Raw genomic sequence first — 18648 nt, 5'->3', positions numbered from 1 at the left:
CGGTGGGGCCATCGTCAATCCGGCCGAGCCGGAGCCGTTCTACAAACGACAAAAGCCCGCAACCGCGGGCTTTTGTCATGGGCCTCAGTACACCTGCGGCACGTGGATTTCGCCGGGTACCTGGTGGCGGCGGTAGCCCTCGTGGCGCACGCGCTCGGGCAGCGTGATCGTCGGGCGGTCAACCTCGCCGTAAGGCATCTGCTGCAACAAATGGTGAATGCAGTTCAGGCGCGCACGCTTTTTGTCGTCGGCCTGCACCACCCACCAGGGCGATTCCGGAATGTGCGTGCGCTCCAGCATCACTTCCTTGGCCTGCGTGTAAAGCTCCCAGCGACGGCGGCTTTCAAGATCCATCGGGCTCAGCTTCCATTGCTTGAGCGGGTCGTGGATGCGACCCAGGAAGCGCAGGTGCTGCTCTTCGTCCGAGATCGAAAACCAGTACTTGATGAGCTGGATGCCTGAGCGAACGAGCATGCGCTCGAATTCGGGCACCGAGCGGAAGAACTCCTCGTACTGCTCGTCGTTGCAGAAGCCCATCACGCGCTCGACACCCGCGCGGTTGTACCAACTGCGGTCGAACAGCACCATCTCTCCGGCGGCCGGCAGGTGCGCCGCGTAGCGCTGGAAATACCACTGCGTGCGCTCGCGGTCGTTGGGCGCGGGCAATGCGGCCACACGGCACACGCGCGGGTTCAGTCGCTGCGTGATGCGCTTGATCGCGCCACCCTTGCCTGCAGCGTCGCGGCCTTCGAAAAGGATCACCACCTTGTGCCCGGTGGCCACCACCCAGTCCTGCAACTTCACCAGCTCCGCCTGCAGGCGGAACAGCTCGCGAAAGTAAGTGCGGCGCGCTTCCTTCTGAGCGTTCAACGTGCCCGCGCCGGGTGAGCCGGCCAAGGCCTCATCCAGATGGCGGTCTTCCAGCTCCATTTCCAGCTCTTCGTCGTACCCATCCATCAGGTCGTTGTGAATGCGGCGCATCAGCTCGTCAGGGCTGTCAAACATGAGGACTCCAGATCCAAATCAAAACCGCCAGCCTAGGAGCGCCACATGACATCGGTGTGACGCTGCGGTGTCGCATAATCGCGCACCCATTGACGTTTACGTCAACGTCACATCCCCCTCATCTCAAAGGAGCAACCTATGGACATTCAAGGCAAGGTATTCATCGTCACTGGTGGTGCATCAGGGCTGGGCGAAGGCACGGCGCGCATGCTCGCAGCCAACGGAGGCAAGGTTGTCATTGCCGACATGCAGGCCGACAAAGGTGAAGCCGTGGCCAAGGACATCGGCGGCGCCTTTGTGAAGTGCGACGTCAGCAGCGAGGCCGATGGGCAGGCCGTGGTGGCCAAAGCCGTGTCCATGGGCAAGCTCATGGGGCTCGTCAACTGCGCCGGCATCGCCCCCGCCGAAAAAACCGTGGGCAAGACCGGCGCGCACAACCTGGGCGTCTACACCAAGACCATCATGGTCAACCTGGTGGGCAGCTTCAACATGATCCGCCTGGCCGCAGAGGCCATGAGCAAGAACGAGCCCGAGTCCACTGGCGAGCGCGGCGTGATGATCAGCACCGCCAGCGTGGCCGCCTACGACGGACAGATCGGTCAGGCAGCCTATGCGGCATCCAAGGGGGGCGTGGTCGGCATGACCTTGCCCATCGCCCGGGACCTGGCCCGCAACGGCATCCGCAACATGACGATTGCGCCCGGCATTTTCGGCACACCGATGCTCTTTGGCATGCCCCAGGACGTACAGGATGCGCTGGCCGCCGGTGTGCCCTTCCCCAGCCGCCTGGGTACGCCTGAGGACTACGCCAAGCTGGCCAAACACATCTTCGAGAACGACATGCTCAACGGAGAAGTGATCCGCCTGGATGGCGCCATCCGCCTAGCACCACGCTGAGCATTTAAACGCACCCGGTGCCGACGCCGGGTGCAGCGCAGATCAGCGCAGCTGGATCGAGCCGGACACCGTCACATTCACGGTGGATTTGCCTGCCTCGACCGGCACTACCGCATCGGACATGGCGGCTTTGGCTTCCATCGCCATGGCGCGCGGCTGGAACGGTCGCACTTCCTGATCTGCCGAGCTCACCGAGATTTCGCGCAGGCTGTAGCCGCCAAACCCGAACCCCTTGCTCACCTCGTCGGCCCGCGCCTTGAAACGCTCGATCGCCAGGGCCTGCACGTCGGACTCCAGCTTGCGCCGTGCGTCGCGAGACAACGAAAAGCTGGTGCCAGACATCGTGAGTGTCTGAATCTTGCCCGCAGTGCTGCTGATCAGAGCGAAGTCGCGCCCTTCAAGCACGAGTTCGGTGTTGCCCTGCCAGCCCGTGATCTTTCCGTTTCGGTCGTACCGTGGGTACAGGCTGAACTGACCCGTGCGCACTTCCAGCAGCTGCGGTTTGGCGCTCGCGCGCGCCACCGTCAACGCTGAATCGAGCGCCTGCTTGAGCTGGTTTTGCACGGTGGTCGCGTCCGAGCCTTCGCGCGTCGTGCTCAGGCTCATGCTCAACCAGTCCTGAGGCACTTCGAGCACGCCACTGGCGGCGATGTTCACCACGTTGGCGGGCACCGGGGCCGCGATCTGTGCATGGGCCCATGTGCTCGCAGCAAGCCCGAAGGCCAAAATGGAAGGAAGAAGAAGGCGGGAAGACGAGGTGGAAACGCGGCGTGAGGCAGACAGGGTCATGGTTTGAACTTGAAGTCGTGGTGCGGCTGGTCGCGAAGCTGTTCGCGCAGTCGCTGGCGCTCCTCCACCGAAAGTCGGTAGGGTTTGCGGCTGTCGTCCATGTCGTCGAAGGGCTGCCGCAGCGCATCGCGCAAGCGCATCGTGCTGCGTGGATCACCTTCGTCGACCACCACAGGCATGGCGGCAACGGCAGGGGCTTCCGAGGGCATCGGATGCGGCCGCTGATCCCCTGGCCCGGCGAAGGCCGAACCCATGGTCATCAGCAGCAATCCACTCGACAGATACGAATTCATGGTGCACTCAAGTATGGTCAGGTCGCCGATTGTGTGATGTGGGTGGCGTGAAGCTGCGGCGAATCGGGGCAACATCTGTAACAGCGTGTCAGAAAAATAAAAATCGAGTGCTGACAAGCACTTGCAGCTGCCACAATCGAGTTTGTTACATTTATCGGAAGTTGCTGCCATGCCACAAACCAGTGTCCGTCCCAACAAAGTACTCGTTGTTGACGACGATGTCCGCATCCGGGATCTGCTGCGCCGCTACCTCATGCAGGAAGGCTTTGAGGTCATGCTGGCCGAAGACGGCAAGGCCCTCAACCGCGTCCTGCAGCGTGACTCGGTCGACATCATCGTGCTGGATCTGATGATGCCGGGCGAGGACGGCCTGTCCATCTGCCGCCGCCTGCGCGCCAACGGCGACCGCACGCCGATCATCATGCTCACGGCAAAAAGCGAAGACGTGGACCGGATCGTCGGACTGGAAGTCGGCGCCGACGATTACCTGGGCAAGCCTTTCAACCCGCGCGAACTGCTCGCCCGCATTCACGCGGTGCTGCGTCGTCGCCCGCCCACCGAGGTGCCGGGTGCACCGTCGCAGGACCAGGAAGTGGTCAAGTTCGGCCCGTTTGAGTTCGACCTGAGCTTGCGCACGCTGCGCAAGGACGGTGCCGACCTGCCGCTGACCACCGGTGAATTCGCCATGCTCAAGGCGCTGGTGCGCCACCCGCGCCAGCCGCTGTCGCGAGAAAAGCTCGCCCAGCTGGCCCGTGGACGCGAGTTCGAACCCTTTGACCGCAGCCTGGACGTGCAGGTCTCCCGCTTGCGCAAGCTGATCGAAGAAGACGCCGCGTCACCCCGCTACCTGCAAACCGTGTGGGGCGTGGGCTATGTATTCGTACCCGATGGCAATGCCTGATGTCAGACGAGTCGCGTGTTCCTTTCGAGACGCAGCCGGCCTCGCTGGAGACCATGCCCGCCCCTCTGGACATGCGTCCAGGGCGGGGCGTGAGCCTGTTCTGGCGCACGTTTTTCTTCCTGGCGCTGCTGCTGGTGGGCTGCATCGTGGCCTGGCTGCAGACCTTCCGCGCGCTGGAGTACGAGCCGCGCGCCCTGCAAAGCGCCAACCAGCTCGCGTCGCTCGTCAACCTGAGCCGTGCAGCGCTGGTGCACTCGGACGCGATCGCCCGCGTCTCGCTCATCAAAACCCTGGCGAGTGAAGAAGGCCTGCGCATTGCACCGCGCGAGCCCACCGACACCTTTCGCCTCTACAACACCGACGCCCTGAGCCGCAACGTGGCCGAGCGGCTCAGCGGGCGCCTCGGCCCGGACACACTGGTGGCGCGCGAGGTCAATGGCACACCGGGCTTGTGGATTGGCTTCACCATTGACGGCGATCCCTACTGGCTGCTCACCGATCCCTCGCGCATCGGCCCCGTGGCCGGCACCACCTGGCTGATCTGGCTGGGCACGGCCGCCCTGCTCTCGCTCACAGGGGCGGCGCTGATCGCGCGCCTGATCAACCGGCCGCTCGCGAAACTCTCGTTTGCGGCCAGCCGCGTGCGCGAGGGCGATTTCAACGCCAGCCAGCTCAACGAAGCCGTGGCCACCAGCGAGATCCGCGAGGTGAACATCGGCTTCAACCGCATGGCCCAGCGCCTGAGCAAGATCGAACAGGACCGCGCCCTCATGCTCGCCGGTATCTCGCACGACCTGCGCACACCGCTGGCCCGCCTGCGCCTGGAAACCGAGATGAGCGTGGATGACCCGCAGGCGCGCGAGCACATGGCCGCGGACATTGACCAGGTCAACGCCATCATTGACAAGTTCCTCGACTACGCGCGCCCCGACCACCTCAAGCCAGAGCGGGTCAGCCTCAACCAGGTGGTGGATGCTGCGATCTTCTCGGTGGGTCAGGACCCGAACACCTACATCACGACCAACATTCCGCGCGACACGGCAGTGATGGGTGACGCGGTCGAGCTCCAGCGCGTATTTGCCAACTTGCTGGAAAACGCGATGCGCTATGGCCGCAACCCGGAGACGGGTGTGACCAAGATCGACATTGCCGCGAAGACCAAAGACGACGCGGTGCTGGTGAAGCTGCGTGACCACGGGCAGGGCGTGCTGCCGGAGCAACTCGAACAACTGACCCAGCCGTTCTACCGAGGCGATGTCTCGCGCACGGCGGCCACGGGCACCGGGCTGGGCCTGGCCATCGTGGAGCGCGCCGTTGCCCGCATGGGTGGGCGCTTCGCGCTGGCCAACAGCAGCACTGGCGGCCTGGCCGCGCACATGAAGCTGGTGAAAGCGTCGTCCTGAGCGCGAGCGCGGGTCGGGAACGAAAAGAACCCGTCAGGCGGGCTTTGTGATCAGCAGGACCACTGCGCGCGCCTCGATCGACAGCCCCTGCCCCACGGGCCCGATCTTCTCGGCGGTCTTGGCCTTGACGTTGACCTGATGGGGTGCCACTCCCAGCGTGCGCGCGATGCCCTCGCGCATGGCCTCGATGTGAGGTGCCAGCTTGGGCGCCTGGGCGATCACCGTGCTGTCAACGTTGCCGATCTCAAAGCCGGCGTCGCGCACGCGTCGCGTGGCCTCGGCCAGCAGCACGCTGGAGTCCGCGCCTTTGAAGCGCTCGTCGGTGTCGGGAAAGTGGCGGCCGATGTCGCCCAGCGCGGCCGCCCCGAGCAGCGCATCGGTGATGGCGTGCAGCAGGACGTCGGCGTCGGAATGGCCCAACAGGCCCTGGTGATGGGGCACGTGCACGCCACCAATGATCAAGCGGCGCCCCGGCACGAGTGCATGCACGTCCCAGCCCTCGCCAATACGAAACGGTGCAGGTGTGTTCATGGGCGGCTCCTGAGAACGGCTTCGGCCAGTGCGAAGTCTTCCGGGTAAGTGACTTTGAAGTTTTGGGCGCTCCCGCGCACGAGCCGCGGCGCGTGCCCTGCCATTTCCATGGCACTGGCTTCGTCGGTGACACCGGCAAACCCGCGCCCGGCGGTGAGCGCGAGTGCGGCGTGCAGCGCGCCCAGGCGAAACATCTGCGGGGTTTGCGCCAGCCACTTGTCCGAGCGGTCCACGGTTGCCGCCACACGTCCGCTGGTCTCCGCCTTGAGCGTGTCGGGCAGCGGCAGGGCCAGCAGGCCGCCCACGGCATCGCTCCAGCAGGCGTCGATCAGGGCGTCGACCTGGGCAGGGGTGACCAGGCAGCGCGCTGCGTCGTGCACCAGCACCCAGTCGTGCTCATGGGCACCGTGGTCGCGAAGGGCCTGCAGGCCGTTGAACACGCTTTCAGCACGCGTTGCGCCACCACAGCGCGCCAGCGTGATGCCCACCGGCTGTGAGGACCAGAACACGTCATCGGGTGCGATGACCACCAGGCAACGGTCCAGGCGAACCACGCTGCGCAACGCGTCGAGCGTGTGCATGACCATGGGCTGGCCGGCGATGGGCTGGTACTGCTTGGGGATGTCGGTGCCGGCGCGGCTGCCGGTGCCGGCGCAGGGCAACAGTGCATGGCAAAGGGGTGTGCCGGGGCGGGTCAATGGGGCTTCGGCATCGGACATGAGTGCCCGCATTCTAAAATCAGGTTGAACACCCCCGACCAGCCCGGTCGGGGGTGTTCGTCATGGCCGGTTCGGCCCACGCATCCCAAGTCCACCCTCGTACGCCCTTTCACACCCATGGACTTGCCTCCACTCCAAGCCGGTAAGCGCCACACCGTTCCCCACCCGGGAGGCTCGGCCGATGCCCTGATGCTGGCCCAGCTGGGCGAGCGCGAAAAGACCGCGGGCCGCATCACTGCCATCGTCACGGCCGACGCCAACGACGCGCAGCGCCTGATCGACGAGATGGCTTTCTTTGCGCCCGGCCTGCGCTGCGCCCTCTTCCCCGACTGGGAAACGCTGCCCTACGACACGTTCTCGCCGCACCAGGACCTGATCAGCGAACGGCTGGCCACGCTCTGGCGCATCTCCCAGCGCGACAAGGACACCGGCGCCGACGTGGTGCTGATCCCGGCCACCACCGCGCTGTACCGGCTCGCACCGCCCTCCTTTCTGGCGGGCTACACCTTTCACTTCAAGGTCAAGCAAAAGCTCGACGAAGGCAAGCTCAAGGGCCAGCTCACGCTGGCGGGCTACCAGCATGTGACGCAGGTGGTGAGTCCGGGCGAATACGCGGTGCGCGGTGGGCTGATCGATCTCTTCCCGATGGGCAGCCTGGTGCCCTATCGCGTGGACCTGTTCGACGACGAGATCGACAGCATCCGCACCTTCGATCCCGACAGCCAGCGCAGCCTGTACCCGGTCAATGAAGTGCGGCTGCTGCCCGGGCGCGAGTTCCCGATGGACGATGGCGCGCGAGCCAAATTCCGCAGCCGCTGGCGCGAACTGCTCGAGGGCGACCCCACCAAGAGCCGCATCTACAAAGACATCGGCAACGGCGTGGCCACGGCCGGCATCGAGTACTACCTGCCGCTGTTCTTCGACGACACCGCCACGGTGTTCGACTATTTGGGCGACAGCGCCACCGTGGTCCTGCACGGCGACCTGGAGCCCGCCTTCCAGCGGTTCTGGCAGGACACCAAAGACCGGCACCGCCTGCTCAAAGGCGACCCCGAGCGACCGGTGCTGCCGCCCGACGCGTTGTTTCTGGACATGGAGCAGTTCTATGTGCGCGCCAACCAGCACGCGCAACTGGCCATCAAATCCGTTCGCCCTGAGCTTGTCGAAGGGCTTGGCGAGGCTTCGACAGGCTCAGCCCGAACGGCGTATGCGCAGTTCAACGGACTGCCGGACCTGTCGGTGGTGCGCGGCGCGGAAGACCCGCTCGCGCGGCTGCAGGCCCACATTCGCAACACCGCGCACCGCGTGCTGCTGCTGGCCGAGAGCGATGGCCGGCGCGAGAGCCTGCTGGACTTTCTGCGCGCCAGCGGCGTCAGTCCACCTGCCTTCGATTCGCTGGTGGAATTCCAGACCAGCGACGAGAAGATCGGCATCGCCACCGCCGCGCTCACGGTGGGCTTCTCCTGGCTCGACGACAGCATCGACTTCGTCACCGAAACCGAGCTGTTTGCCGCCAGCCCGACGACGCGGCGGCGCAAAAAGCAGGAACAGGTCAGCGATGTCGATGCGCTGATCAAGGACCTCTCCGAGCTCAACCTCGGCGACCCGGTGGTGCACAACGCCCACGGCATCGGGCGCTACCGTGGCCTCGTGAACATGGACATGGGCGAGAAGAACCCGGACGGATCGCCCGCGCTGCAGGAGTTCCTGCACCTGGAGTACGCCGACAAGGCGGTGCTGTACGTGCCGGTGAGCCAGCTGCAGCTGATCGGGCGCTACACGGGCGTGAGCGCCGACGAGGCACCGCTGCACAAGCTGGGCAGTGGCCAATGGGAGAAAGCCAAGCGCAAAGCCGCCGAACAGGTGCGCGACGCCGCCGCCGAGCTGCTCAATATTTATGCCCGCCGCGCCGCGCGCCAGGGCCACGCGTTCCGCTACTCGGCGCAAGACTACGAGGTGTTTGCCAACGACTTCGGCTTCGAGGAAACCGCCGACCAGCGCGCCGCCATCCATGCGGTCATTCAGGACATGATCAGCCCGCGCCCGATGGACCGGCTGGTGTGTGGCGACGTGGGCTTTGGCAAGACCGAGGTGGCGCTGCGGGCCGCTTTCGTGGCCGTGACCGGCGGGCGACAGGTGGCGTTTCTCGCGCCCACCACGCTGCTGGCCGAGCAGCATTTCCAGACGCTCTCCGACCGCTTCTCGAAGTGGCCGGTGAAGGTCGCCGAGATGAGCCGGTTTCGTTCGGCCAAAGAAATCACCGCCGCCGCCAAGGGCCTGGCCGATGGCTCGGTCGACATCGTCGTGGGCACGCACAAGCTGCTGAGCGAAAGCGTGAAGTTCAAGGACCTGGGCCTGCTCATCATTGACGAGGAACACCGTTTCGGTGTGCGCCACAAGGAAGCCATGAAGGCGATGCGCGCCGAGGTGGATGTGCTCACGCTCACTGCCACGCCGATTCCGCGCACGCTGGGCATGGCGCTGGAAGGCCTGCGCGATCTGTCGGTGATCGCCACCGCGCCACAGCGCCGCCTGGCCATCAAGACCTTTGTGCGCACCGAGGGCAACGGCGTGATCCGCGAGGCCGTGCTGCGCGAGCTCAAGCGCGGCGGGCAGGTGTATTTCCTGCACAACGAGGTCGAGACGATCGAGAACCGCCGGCAGAAGCTGGAGGAAATCCTGCCGGAGGCGCGCATTGCGATTGCCCACGGCCAGATGCCCGAGCGCGAGCTCGAGCGCGTGATGCGCGACTTCGTGGCGCAGCGCTTCAACGTGCTGCTGTGCTCCACCATCATCGAGACGGGCATTGACGTGCCCACCGCCAACACCATCGTGATGAGCCGCGCCGACAAGTTCGGCCTGGCGCAGCTGCACCAGCTGCGCGGGCGCGTAGGCCGCAGCCACCACCAGGCCTATGCCTACCTCATGGTCCCGGACATCGAGGGACTGACCAAGCAGGCCTCCCAGCGGCTCGATGCGATCCAGCAGATGGAAGAACTCGGCAGCGGCTTCTACCTGGCCATGCACGACCTGGAGATCCGGGGCGCGGGCGAAGTGCTCGGCGAGAACCAGAGCGGCAACATGCTGGAAGTGGGCTTCCAGCTCTACAACGAGATGCTGAGCGAAGCCGTGCGCTCGCTCAAAGCCGGGCGCGAACCCGACCTGCTCTCGCCGCTGTCCGTCACCACCGACATCAACCTGCACGCCCCCGCCCTGCTGCCCAACGACTACTGCGGCGACGTGCACCTGCGCCTGTCGTTCTACAAGAAGCTCGCCACCGCGAAGAACACCGACCAGGTGGACGCGCTGCTCGAAGAAATCGTTGACCGCTTCGGCAAGCTCCCGCCACAGGCCCAGACGCTCATCGACGTGCACCGCCTTCGCTGCATCAGCGCACCGTATGGCGTGGTCAAGGTCGATGCGGCGCCCGGCGTGATCCAGATCACCTTCCGCGCCAACCCGCCGTTTGACTCGATGCGCATCATCGAACTGATCCAGAAGAACCGCCATATCAAGCTGGCGGGCAACGAGAAGCTGCGCATCGAGCGCGCCCTGCCCGAGGTGAAAGACCGCGTGCAACTGGTGCGCGACGTGCTGCGCTCGCTCGGCCAGCCCCACAAGAGCCCCGAAACCGCCTGACCGCCGGGCTGCGCCTGTCCACGCCCACCCAGACCATGACCACGATCAAAACCGCCACCGAATTCGCCCCCGGCCTCACCGTCCAGGGCTTCACGCCACCGCTCAAGCTCAGCGACTTCAAGCTGATTGCCTTCGACATGGACTCCACGCTGATCAGCATCGAGTGCGTGGACGAGATCGCCGATGCGGTGGGCAAGAAAGCCGAGGTGGCTGCCATCACCGAAGCCGCCATGCGCGGCGAGATCACCGACTACAAGGACAGCCTGCGCCAGCGCGTGGCGCTGCTGCGCGGCGTGACGGTGGCCGACATGGAGCAGGTCTACAACGAGCGCCTGCGCATAAACCCGGGTGCGGCCGAACTCATCCAAGCCTGCAAGGCGGCGGGGCTGAAGGTGCTGCTGGTGTCGGGTGGCTTCACGTTCTTCAGCGAGCGCGTGCGCGAGCGCCTGGGGATCGACTTCACGCGCGCCAACGTGCTCGAAGTGGAAAGCGGCCCGAACTGCGGCCAGCTCACCGGCCGCATGGTCGACCAGCCATGGGGCGACATTTGCGACGGCGCGGAGAAACGCCGCACCGTGCTGGAAGTGGCCTCGCTGCTCGGCATCGAGCCATCGCAATGCATTGCCATGGGCGACGGCGCCAACGACCTGCCCATGATGGGCGTGGCCGGCCTCTCGGTGGCTTACCACGCCAAGCCGGCGGTGCGCGCCCAGGCCATGGTGGCCATCCACGAAGGCGGGCTCGACCGCCTGCTCGAGGTCTTGCGCTGACGCTCAGCCGCCAGCGCGCTTGACGGTGTGGCCCTGCGCCTTCAAGGCGGCCATCACCTTCTCGATGTGATCGCCCTGGATCTCGATCACGCCATCTTTCACCGTGCCACCGGTGCCACACGCGGCCCTGAGCTGCTTGCCCAGGGCCGCCAGTGCCGTGGCATCCAGCGCCACCCCCTTGACCAGCGTGACCGCCTTGCCACCCCGGCCCTTGGTCTCGCGCGACACCCGCACCACGCCGTCGCCCGCGGGCGCTGCTTTCGCGGCCTGCTTGCAGACGCACTGGGCCACCGGCTGGCGGCAATCAGGGCACATGCGACCCGCTTCGGTGGAATACACCAGGCCGCCCAGGGAGAGCTTGTTCTTCATGGGGCCGCATGGTAACTGCGCCAACCCCGCCCGGTACACTGCCCCGATCCATGCCATTCCAAGCCCTGGGCCTCGCGCCCGCCCTCGCCCAAGCCGCAGCCGAACTCGGCTTCACCCAACCGACGCCCATTCAGAGCGCCGCCATCCCTGCGGTTCTGCAAGGCCAGGACCTGCTGGCCACCGCACAGACAGGGTCGGGCAAAACCGCCGCCTATGCCCTGCCCTTGCTGCAGCGCCTCGGCCAGGGCGGCGGCCACACACCGCGGCGCGTGCGCGCGCTGGTCGTGGTGCCCACACGCGAACTCGCGGCGCAAGCCGGTGAAGTGATCCGCTCACTGGCACAGCACCTGCCCAGCCAGCCCAAGGTGGCAGTGGTATTTGGCGGCGTGTCGATCAACCCGCAGATGATGGCGCTGCGCGGCGGTGCCGATGTGGTGGTCGCCACGCCGGGGCGTCTGCTCGATCTGGTGGAGCACAACGCCTTGCGCCTGTCCGCCGTGGAGCTGCTGGTGCTCGATGAGGCCGACCGCCTGCTCGACCTGGGCTTTGCCGAGGAGCTCGCGCGCGTGCTGGCCCTGTTGCCCGCCCAGCGGCAAAACCTCTTCTTCTCGGCCACCTTCCCGCCGGACGTGCAAACCCTCGCCGGCACCCTGCTGCAGGCGCCTGCGCGCATCGACGTGCCCGCCCTGGCGATGGAAGACGCCGTCATCCTGCAGCAGGCCTACCGGGTCGATACCACCCGCCGCACCGAGCTGCTGCGCAAGCTCATCAAGACCCAGGGCTGGCAGCGCGTGCTGGTGTTTGTGGCCACGCAGTACCTGGCCGACCGCGTGGCCACCAAGCTCCACCAGGGCGACCTGTACGCCACCTCGTTTCATGGCGGCCTGAGCCAGGGCGCGCGCCAGCAGGCGCTGCGCGAGTTCAAGGAAAAGCGCTGGGACGTGGTGGTCACCACCGACCTGGCCGCGCGCGGCATCGACATCGAGCAGCTGCCCGTGGTGGTCAACTACGACCTGCCCCGCTCGGCGGTGGACTACGTGCACCGCATCGGCCGCACGGGGCGCGCCGGCGCCAGCGGGTTGGCCGTGAGCTTCGTCACCCCGGCCAGCGAGGCCCACTGGCGGCTGATTGAAAAGCGCCAGGGCCTGAGCCTGCCGCTGGAGGTGCTGCCCGGCTTCGAGCCCAAAGAGGAAGCGCCCCCCGCCTCACCGGGTGACGGTGGCATCAAGGGCAAGCGCCCCAGCAAAAAGGACAAGCTGCGCGCGGCCGCCGCTGCGGCAGCACGCCAGCCCGACTGAGCTCAGTCGGCCGCAGCCGCCTTGCCAGCGCGCCTGGCGCCACCGCCACGCAGGCGCAGCATCTGCAGAAACGTCTGTGCGGCCGGCGAGAGCGACTGCCCCTTGCGCTGGTACACAAAGTACTCGCGCTGAATGGCCGGTGAGCGCAGCGGCACGAAACGGACGCCGAAGTTGTCGGCAAACGAACGCGCGTATTCCGGTGCCAGCAGCACGCCCATGCCGTGTCCCGCCAGTGCCAGCGCGGTGGTGAGAAAGCCCACGTCGCTCGCCGTGTTGAGCGAGAAATCGTGTCCGTGCGTGTGCAGTGCCCGCTCCACATGGCGGCCGAACTCGTGGGAATAGCTGATCCAGCGCTCGTCGCGCAGGTCTTTCCAGGACACGCTGGCGCGCTCGTACGCCGGGTGTCCCTTGGGGCACACCAGCCGGATCGGCACGTTCATGAGAAAGCTGCGCGTCACGTCGTCGCCGGTGGCGCGCTCAGGGCCAATTCCCAGCTCCACCGCACCGTGGCGCACGGTGTCCACCACGTCATCGGCCACGGCGTCTTTCAGGCGCAGGCTGATGCCCGGGTGCTGCGCGCCGAACTCGGTGAGCACCGAGGCCACCCAGGTGCAGGCCATCATCTGGGAGGTGGCCACACGCAGAAAGCCACGGCGCAGCGCGCGGATCTCGGAAGCACCGTCCACCACCTGGCGCACATCTTCCAGGATGCGCTGCGCCAGCGGCAGCAGGTTCTTGCCCGCTTCGGTGAGCGTGATGGCGGTGCGGCTGCGGTCAAACAGCTGCAGGTGCAGCTCCTGCTCCAGTTGCTGCACCAGCATGCTTACCGCCGACTGCGTCAGGCTGAGCTGGCGCGCAGCGCCCGTGAAGCTGCCGCTTTGCGTCACCGCGGCAAATGCCCGCATCTGCCGGAGGCTGATGTTCATGAATGCACCACTTTCGTCCGTTGGCCAGGGGGTGCACCCGGCTGTGCACCACCATCAGGTTTCATGATCAATGTATCAAAAGAATTGGCTTGTCTGATGACGAGAGCGGTTCATAGAATGCCCGGCAAACCCGCCCGATCCTCTTGAACACCCCCTAGTCCCATGCACATCGCCGTCGTAGGCACCGGCATCGTTGGCGCGTGCACCGCAGCATGGTTGCAGCGCGACGGCCACCAGATCACCTTTGTGGACCCGCTCGAACCCGGCGAGGCGTGCTCGTTCGGCAACGCGGGCTCGCTCTCGCCCAGCGCCTGCCTGCCCGTGGGCATGCCCAACATGTGGAAGAAGGTGCCCAGCTGGCTGCTGGACCCACTGGGCCCGCTCACCATCCGCGCCTCCTACCTGCCGCGCGTGCTGCCCTGGCTGGTGCGCATGCTGCAGCACTCCACGCCGCAGGAAGTCACGCGCATCGCTACCGCGCTGCAGACCCTGCTGCGCCCCATCTTTGACTGCTACGGCCCCTTGCTGGAGCGCGCAGACGCCACCGCGCTGGTGCGGCGCAGTGGCTGTCTGTACGTCTATTCGTCCCGCGAGGCGGCGAACCAGTGGAAGTGGGGCATGGCGCTGCGCCAGTCGCTGGGGGTGAACCTGGTCAACGTGGAGCGCGACGAGCTCGAAGCCCTCGAGCCCGACCTCAAGGGGCGCTTTCGTTTCGGCATCCTCGCGCCCGACAACGGCTCCACGCTGGACCCTTCGCAACTGGTCAAGGCGCTGGTGGCGCAAAGCGTGCGCGACGGTGCGCGACACGACCACCGCTCGGTGACCGGCTTCGAGCGCCAGGGCCGGCGCGTCACGGGTCTGCGCATGGACCAGGGTGAACCGCTGGCGGTGGACGGCGTGGTGGTGGCGGCCGGCGCCTGGTCGGGCCAGCTGGCCCGACAACTCGGCGACCGCGTGCCGCTGGAAACCCAGCGCGGCTACCACGTGACCGTGCGCAGCTCCAACCTGCAGCTGCGCCACACCGTGATGGCCTCCGAGAACAACATCATGGTCAACCCCATGGCCATGGGCCTGCGGCTCGCCGGCACGGTGGAGTTTGCCGGCCTGCGGCGCGCGCCCAACTACGAACGCGCGCAGGCGCTGCTGCGCCAGGGCCAGCTGCTGTTTCCGCACCTGGACACATCCGAGGTGACGCAGTGGATGGGTCACCGGCCCTGCATGCCCGACAGCTTGCCGGTGATCGACCGCAGCCGCGACGCCGACAACGCCTGGCTCGCCTTTGGCCACGGCCACATGGGCATGTGCATGGGCGCGGCCACCGGGCGCGAGGTGGCCCACCTCGTGGCAGAGCGCGCCACCCAGGTGGACCTGGCGCCCTTCAGCGCACGGCGCTTCGGATGAAGGCCGCCACACGCTTTCCAACGAGCGTGCCTCCAACCGGAGGCATCAAGGGTCCGGCTCCGCCGGCCCAAGATGCCGTCCTCCCTCCAAGCGCCGAAGTCGCGCAAGAGAGGGGGGAAGCCGCGCAGCGGCGCAGGGGGGGATTCCAGTCATGGGCCATCGGCATCGACATGGGCGGCACGTTCATCGACGTGGTGGCCTGCTCATCGGCCGGCGAGTTGCGCACGCTCAAGCACCCGCGCGAGGCGGGCCAGCTGGTGGCTCCCGTGCTGCAGGCGGTGCAGCGCATGCTCGATGAAAACGGCATTGCCACGGCGCAGGTGACCCGCCTGGTGCACGGCTCCACCGTGGTGACCAACCTGCTGCTGGAGCAGAACGACGGCCCGGTGGCGGTGATCACCAACGCCGGCATGCGCGACATCCTGGCGCTGGCACGGCAGGACCGGCGCGACCTCTACACCGCCGCAGTGCAGCCGCCCACCCCCGAACGCCAGCTGTTCCCCGCCGCGCTGCGCTTCGAAATCGCGGGCCGCATCGACGCGCAGGGCCACGCCATCGAAGCGCTGCAGCGCGAAGAGGTCACCCGCCTGGCGGGCCGCATCGCCGACGCCGGCGTGCGCTCGGTGGCGGTGTGTCTGCTGTTCTCGCACCTGCACCCGGCGCACGAACAGCAGGTGCGCGCCCGGTTGCAAGAGGCTGTGCCCGGGCTGATGGTGTCGCTCTCCAGCGAGGTCGACCCCAAGCCGCGCGAGTTCGAACGCTTTCTGGCCACCGCATTCGACGCCTACAGCAAGCCCACCGTGCAGCAGTACCTGTACGCGCTGGCGCAGGCACTGGGCGAGCGCGGCCTGCCCGCGCCCGATCTCATGCGCTCAGAAGGTGGCATCGCGCCCTGGGCGGTTGCGGCGGCGCGCCCCATCGGCCTGGCCATGTCGGGCCCCTGCGCGGCGTTGCAAGGCGTGGCCGCGAGCCTGCCCGACGCCGACCCATCCCACGTGGTGATGTCCATCGACGTGGGCGGCACCAGCACGGATATCGGCATCCTCGAAGCAGGCCGCCCCCTGTTCACCGACACCCTGCTCTGCGGCGACCTGAGCCTGCGCCTGCGCTGTGCCGACGTCGAGTCGCTCTCGATCGGCGGCGGCAGCATCGCCAGCGTGAACGCGGGTGGGGGCCTGCGCCTGGGGCCGCGTTCGCAAGGCGCCTGGCCAGGCCCTGCGGCCTATGGCCTGGGTGGCACCAGCGCCACCCTCACCGACGCGCTGCTGCTGCTCGGACGGCTGCCCCGCCAACTCTCGGGCGGCGTGCGGCTGGACGCGGCCCTGGCCGAGGCCGCGGTGCAGCGCGACATTGCGCAACCGCTGGGCCTGTCTGCCCTGGACGCGGCGCGCGCCGTGGTGGCCACCGCCGCCACCGCCATGGCCGAGAGCGTGAAGATGCGCGCCTTCCAGCGCGACATCCACCCCGCCGACTGCCTGCTGGTGGCCGCCGGTGGCGGGGGCGCCCAGCACGTGGCCGAAGTGGCCGAACTCGCGGGCGTGGGCCAAGTGCGCGTGATTCCCCATGCCGGCGTGATCGCCGCGCTCGGCCTGCTCGCCTCGCCGCCCACGCAGACGGTGGAGCTGGCCTGCGCGCTGGCCCTCACGCCCGAAGGTCTCGCCGAACTTGGCCGCCTGCGCACGCCCCTGCAGCCCAGCATTGCCTGCACCGCCATCCGCTGGAGCCTGGACATCCTGCTGCGTGGCCAGGGCAGCCCGGTGGAGGTGACCTGGCTGCCCGACGACGACTTGCCCACCCTGCTGGCGCGCTTTGCGGCGCGCTACGAATCGCTGCGCGGCCAGATGCCGGCGCGCAGCGAACCGCAGGTGACCCTGCTGCGCGGCGTGTTCGAGCAAGCCGTGCCGGCGCCCGCCGTGAACGCTCGGCACCTGCAGCCCGACCACGCCTTGTGGGCCGGCTGCGCGCCAGAGGGCGTTGGACCCCAGGCGCTGCTGGCGACCACCACCACCGTGTGGGTGCCGGCTGGCTGGCGCTGGCAGTTGCTGGCCGATGGCTCGCTGCTGCTCATCCAGTGCCCTGCCAGGGAGGCGGCATGAACGAACACCTCATCCTCATGGAGCCCGTGCGGCTGGCGCTGCAGGGCATCGTGGACCGCATGCAGAGCCGCATGATGCGCGCGGCCTACTCCTCTATTGCCCGCGAGGGCGGCGACTGCGCCGCCGCCGTGTTCCTGCCCGATGGCCGCCTGCTTGCACAGGCGCGCTCACTGCCCTTGCTGCTGGGCTCGCTGATCCCTGCCGTGGCCGGCGTGCTGCGGCGCTTTCCCACCCACGAAATGGTCGAGGGCGACGCCTACCTGATGAACGACCCATGGTCTGGCGGCACACACCTGCCCGACCTGATCGTGGTCAGCCCCGTGATGAATGAAGGCCGCGTGATCGCGCTGGCCGCGACCATCCTGCACCACCAGGATGTGGGCGGCATGGCCGCTGGCTCGATCCCGCCCAACGCCACCGACATCCACCAGGAAGGCCTGCGCATTCCACCGGTGCGCTGGCGCGCAGCCGGCGCCATTGACCGCCACATTGAAACCCTGCTCACCGCCAACAGCCGCACGCCCGACAACCTGTTGGGCGACCTGAATGCGCAGTGGTCGGGCGTGAGCCTGGGCGCGCGCGAGACCGCCGCGCTGCAGGTACGCACCGGCCCCGCTTTCGAAGCCGTGTGCGATGCGCTGCTCGCACAGTCCGAGCGCATGACGCGCGATGCGCTGCGCCAGGTGCCCGATGGCGAATGGCAGTGGCAAGACCAGCTCGATGGGGACGGCATCGATGACGCCCCCGTGCGCATCGCCGTGAGCCTGCGCAAGCAAGGCGATGCGCTCACCATCGACTTCACCGGCTCGTCGCCACAGACGCGCGGGCCGGTGAATGCCTCGCCCTCCAGCATGATGTCGGCCATCCTATTTTTCATGCGCTCGCTCGCGCCGCAAGCGCCCAACAACGCAGGTTGCCTGGCGCCCGCCACCTGGGTGCTGCCCGAAGGCAGTGTGGTCAACCCCCGGCTGCCCGCCGCGGTGAACGCGCGCACCGCCACCCTGAAGCTCGCGTGCAACGCCATGCTCAGCGCGTGGTCGCTGGGTGCGGCGCGCGAGCCGCTGGCCTCCAATGCGGGCGTGGCCACCGTGCTCTCGCTCGGCGGCACGCGCGCCAACGGCGAGCGCTGGCTCATGACGGAAATCATCGCCAGCGGCGCAGGCGCCAGCGCCTCGGGCGACGGCACCAGCGGCATTTCCACCGACGTGGGCAATGCGCGCAACACGCCCGTGGAAGTGATCGAAGCCGAGGCGCCCCTGCGCGTGCACACCTATGCCATTCGCGAAGGCTCGGGCGGCGCGGGCCGCTTCCGGGGCGGCCACGGCGTGCGCCGGGTATACCTGTTGCTTGAAGGACAGGGCAGCGTCTCCTACCGGGGCGAGCGCCATGTCAGCCGCGCGCGCGGCAGCGATGGCGGTGGCGACGGCGCGCCGTCGGCCGCCCGCATCGAACGATCCGATGGCCGCATCGACGTGTTGTCCGCCCGGGCACGCGCCGAGTGGTCAGCGGGGGACAGGCTCGTCATAGAAACGGCCGGAGGAGGCGCTTGGGGTGCACCCGCCCACACGCGGGTGACACCAGAGAACCCAACCACTTGAAAGCGAGATCACC

At 67.4% G+C, this 18648-nt stretch carries 16 protein-coding genes; 9 read left to right on the top strand and 7 right to left on the bottom strand.

The features are described from left to right. Positions 1 to 84: 84 nt before the first annotated feature. Complete coding sequence (gene ppk2, locus KXJ60_RS11120) at positions 85 to 1005, bottom strand: polyphosphate kinase 2 (RefSeq protein WP_291127194.1); 921 nt, start codon at positions 1003 to 1005, stop codon at positions 85 to 87. 138 nt (positions 1006 to 1143) lie between these two features. Here ppk2 and KXJ60_RS11115 point away from each other — a divergent pair, with 138 nt between their 5' ends. Then, positions 1144 to 1902, top strand: coding sequence for a 3-hydroxyacyl-CoA dehydrogenase (locus KXJ60_RS11115; RefSeq protein WP_291127192.1), 759 nt, complete (start codon positions 1144 to 1146; stop codon positions 1900 to 1902). 42 nt (positions 1903 to 1944) lie between these two features. On the opposite strand, the gene KXJ60_RS11110 is transcribed toward KXJ60_RS11115, so the two are convergent. Next, positions 1945 to 2691 carry an SIMPL domain-containing protein gene (locus tag KXJ60_RS11110; protein ID WP_291127190.1) on the bottom strand — a complete coding sequence of 249 codons (747 nt, stop codon included), beginning with the start codon at positions 2689 to 2691 and terminating at the stop codon, positions 1945 to 1947. Continuing rightward, on the bottom strand, positions 2688 to 3155 hold the full coding sequence (locus KXJ60_RS11105; protein ID WP_291127189.1) for a hypothetical protein: 468 nt from the start codon (positions 3153 to 3155) through the stop codon (positions 2688 to 2690). Before KXJ60_RS11105 ends, KXJ60_RS11110 begins: the two co-directional genes overlap by 4 nt. Here KXJ60_RS11105 and ompR point away from each other — a divergent pair. Further along, positions 3154 to 3885, top strand: coding sequence for a two-component system response regulator OmpR (gene ompR / locus KXJ60_RS11100; RefSeq protein ID WP_291127187.1), 732 nt, complete (start codon positions 3154 to 3156; stop codon positions 3883 to 3885). The two genes, KXJ60_RS11105 and ompR, sit on opposite strands and share 2 nt — an antisense overlap. Before the next feature lie 53 nt (positions 3886 to 3938). Next, positions 3939 to 5288, top strand: a complete 1350-nt coding sequence (locus KXJ60_RS11095) for an ATP-binding protein (RefSeq protein WP_291127185.1) — start codon at positions 3939 to 3941, stop codon at positions 5286 to 5288. 33 nt (positions 5289 to 5321) lie between these two features. On the opposite strand, the gene ispF is transcribed toward KXJ60_RS11095, so the two are convergent. Both ispF and ispD read right to left on the bottom strand, forming a co-directional pair. After that, positions 5322 to 5819, bottom strand: coding sequence for a 2-C-methyl-D-erythritol 2,4-cyclodiphosphate synthase (gene ispF / locus KXJ60_RS11090; protein ID WP_291127183.1), 498 nt, complete (start codon positions 5817 to 5819; stop codon positions 5322 to 5324). Beyond that, complete coding sequence (gene ispD / locus KXJ60_RS11085) at positions 5816 to 6538, bottom strand: 2-C-methyl-D-erythritol 4-phosphate cytidylyltransferase (protein ID WP_291127181.1); 723 nt, start codon at positions 6536 to 6538, stop codon at positions 5816 to 5818. The genes ispF and ispD overlap by 4 nt, the downstream gene beginning before the upstream one ends. Positions 6539 to 6655: 117 nt before the next feature. On the opposite strand from ispD, the gene mfd reads away from it, so the two are divergent. Next, positions 6656 to 10177: a transcription-repair coupling factor gene (gene mfd / locus KXJ60_RS11080; protein ID WP_291127179.1), complete on the top strand. Its 3522-nt coding sequence runs from the start codon at positions 6656 to 6658 to the stop codon at positions 10175 to 10177. Positions 10178 to 10221: 44 nt separating this feature from the next. Beyond that, entirely contained in the window at positions 10222 to 10947 is a 726-nt protein-coding gene (gene serB, locus KXJ60_RS11075) for a phosphoserine phosphatase SerB (protein ID WP_291127483.1), read from the top strand. A gap of 3 nt (positions 10948 to 10950) precedes the next feature. Here serB and KXJ60_RS11070 read toward each other — a convergent pair whose 3' ends face one another. After that, positions 10951 to 11316 carry a translation initiation factor Sui1 gene (locus KXJ60_RS11070; RefSeq protein ID WP_291127177.1) on the bottom strand — a complete coding sequence of 122 codons (366 nt, stop codon included), beginning with the start codon at positions 11314 to 11316 and terminating at the stop codon, positions 10951 to 10953. Between the two features lie 50 nt (positions 11317 to 11366). On the opposite strand from KXJ60_RS11070, the gene KXJ60_RS11065 reads away from it, so the two are divergent. After that, positions 11367 to 12614 (top strand): DEAD/DEAH box helicase, encoded by a 1248-nt coding sequence (locus KXJ60_RS11065; RefSeq protein WP_291127175.1) that lies wholly within the window; start codon positions 11367 to 11369, stop codon positions 12612 to 12614. A 2-nt stretch (positions 12615 to 12616) separates the two neighbouring features. Here KXJ60_RS11065 and KXJ60_RS11060 read toward each other — a convergent pair whose 3' ends face one another. Next, on the bottom strand, positions 12617 to 13540 hold the full coding sequence (locus KXJ60_RS11060) for a LysR substrate-binding domain-containing protein (protein WP_291127174.1): 924 nt from the start codon (positions 13538 to 13540) through the stop codon (positions 12617 to 12619). A gap of 162 nt (positions 13541 to 13702) precedes the next feature. Between KXJ60_RS11060 and KXJ60_RS11055 the strand changes: the two genes are divergently transcribed. The 3 genes from KXJ60_RS11055 to KXJ60_RS11045 all read left to right on the top strand — a co-directional run bounded on the left by KXJ60_RS11055 (position 13703) and on the right by KXJ60_RS11045 (position 18635). After that, the gene (locus KXJ60_RS11055; RefSeq protein ID WP_291127172.1) at positions 13703 to 14941 is read left to right on the top strand and encodes an FAD-dependent oxidoreductase; all 1239 of its coding nucleotides are present in this window, start codon (positions 13703 to 13705) and stop codon (positions 14939 to 14941) included. 170 nt (positions 14942 to 15111) lie between these two features. Beyond that, on the top strand, positions 15112 to 17037 hold the full coding sequence (locus KXJ60_RS11050; protein WP_291127170.1) for a hydantoinase/oxoprolinase family protein: 1926 nt from the start codon (positions 15112 to 15114) through the stop codon (positions 17035 to 17037). Continuing rightward, complete coding sequence (locus tag KXJ60_RS11045; protein ID WP_291127169.1) at positions 17034 to 18635, top strand: hydantoinase B/oxoprolinase family protein; 1602 nt, start codon at positions 17034 to 17036, stop codon at positions 18633 to 18635. The genes KXJ60_RS11050 and KXJ60_RS11045 overlap by 4 nt, the downstream gene beginning before the upstream one ends. Positions 18636 to 18648 lie beyond the last annotated feature (13 nt).

Origin of the sequence: Hydrogenophaga sp. (assembly GCF_019264445.1) — a bacterium.
Taxonomy (GTDB): Bacteria; Pseudomonadota; Gammaproteobacteria; order Burkholderiales; family Burkholderiaceae_C; genus Hydrogenophaga.
Note: the sequence above shows the minus strand (reverse complement) of the source record. Positions and strands in the feature narration are given on the sequence as shown.

Excerpts from the sequence above, each read along its gene's own strand:
- ppk2 (WP_291127194.1), bottom strand. The coding sequence starts at position 1,005 with ATGTTTGACAGCCCTGACGAGCTGATGCGCCGCATTCACAACGACCTG.
- KXJ60_RS11115 (WP_291127192.1), top strand. The coding sequence starts at position 1,144 with ATGGACATTCAAGGCAAGGTATTCATCGTCACTGGTGGTGCATCAGGG.
- KXJ60_RS11110 (WP_291127190.1), bottom strand. The coding sequence starts at position 2,691 with ATGACCCTGTCTGCCTCACGCCGCGTTTCCACCTCGTCTTCCCGCCTT.
- ompR (WP_291127187.1), top strand. The coding sequence starts at position 3,154 with ATGCCACAAACCAGTGTCCGTCCCAACAAAGTACTCGTTGTTGACGAC.
- KXJ60_RS11105 (WP_291127189.1), bottom strand. The coding sequence starts at position 3,155 with ATGGCAGCAACTTCCGATAAATGTAACAAACTCGATTGTGGCAGCTGC.
- KXJ60_RS11095 (WP_291127185.1), top strand. The coding sequence starts at position 3,939 with ATGCCCGCCCCTCTGGACATGCGTCCAGGGCGGGGCGTGAGCCTGTTC.
- ispF (WP_291127183.1), bottom strand. The coding sequence starts at position 5,819 with ATGAACACACCTGCACCGTTTCGTATTGGCGAGGGCTGGGACGTGCAT.
- ispD (WP_291127181.1), bottom strand. The coding sequence starts at position 6,538 with ATGTCCGATGCCGAAGCCCCATTGACCCGCCCCGGCACACCCCTTTGC.
- mfd (WP_291127179.1), top strand. The coding sequence starts at position 6,656 with ATGGACTTGCCTCCACTCCAAGCCGGTAAGCGCCACACCGTTCCCCAC.
- KXJ60_RS11070 (WP_291127177.1), bottom strand. The coding sequence starts at position 11,316 with ATGAAGAACAAGCTCTCCCTGGGCGGCCTGGTGTATTCCACCGAAGCG.
- KXJ60_RS11065 (WP_291127175.1), top strand. The coding sequence starts at position 11,367 with ATGCCATTCCAAGCCCTGGGCCTCGCGCCCGCCCTCGCCCAAGCCGCA.
- KXJ60_RS11060 (WP_291127174.1), bottom strand. The coding sequence starts at position 13,540 with ATGAACATCAGCCTCCGGCAGATGCGGGCATTTGCCGCGGTGACGCAA.
- KXJ60_RS11055 (WP_291127172.1), top strand. The coding sequence starts at position 13,703 with ATGCACATCGCCGTCGTAGGCACCGGCATCGTTGGCGCGTGCACCGCA.
- KXJ60_RS11050 (WP_291127170.1), top strand. The coding sequence starts at position 15,112 with ATGGGCGGCACGTTCATCGACGTGGTGGCCTGCTCATCGGCCGGCGAG.
- KXJ60_RS11045 (WP_291127169.1), top strand. The coding sequence starts at position 17,034 with ATGAACGAACACCTCATCCTCATGGAGCCCGTGCGGCTGGCGCTGCAG.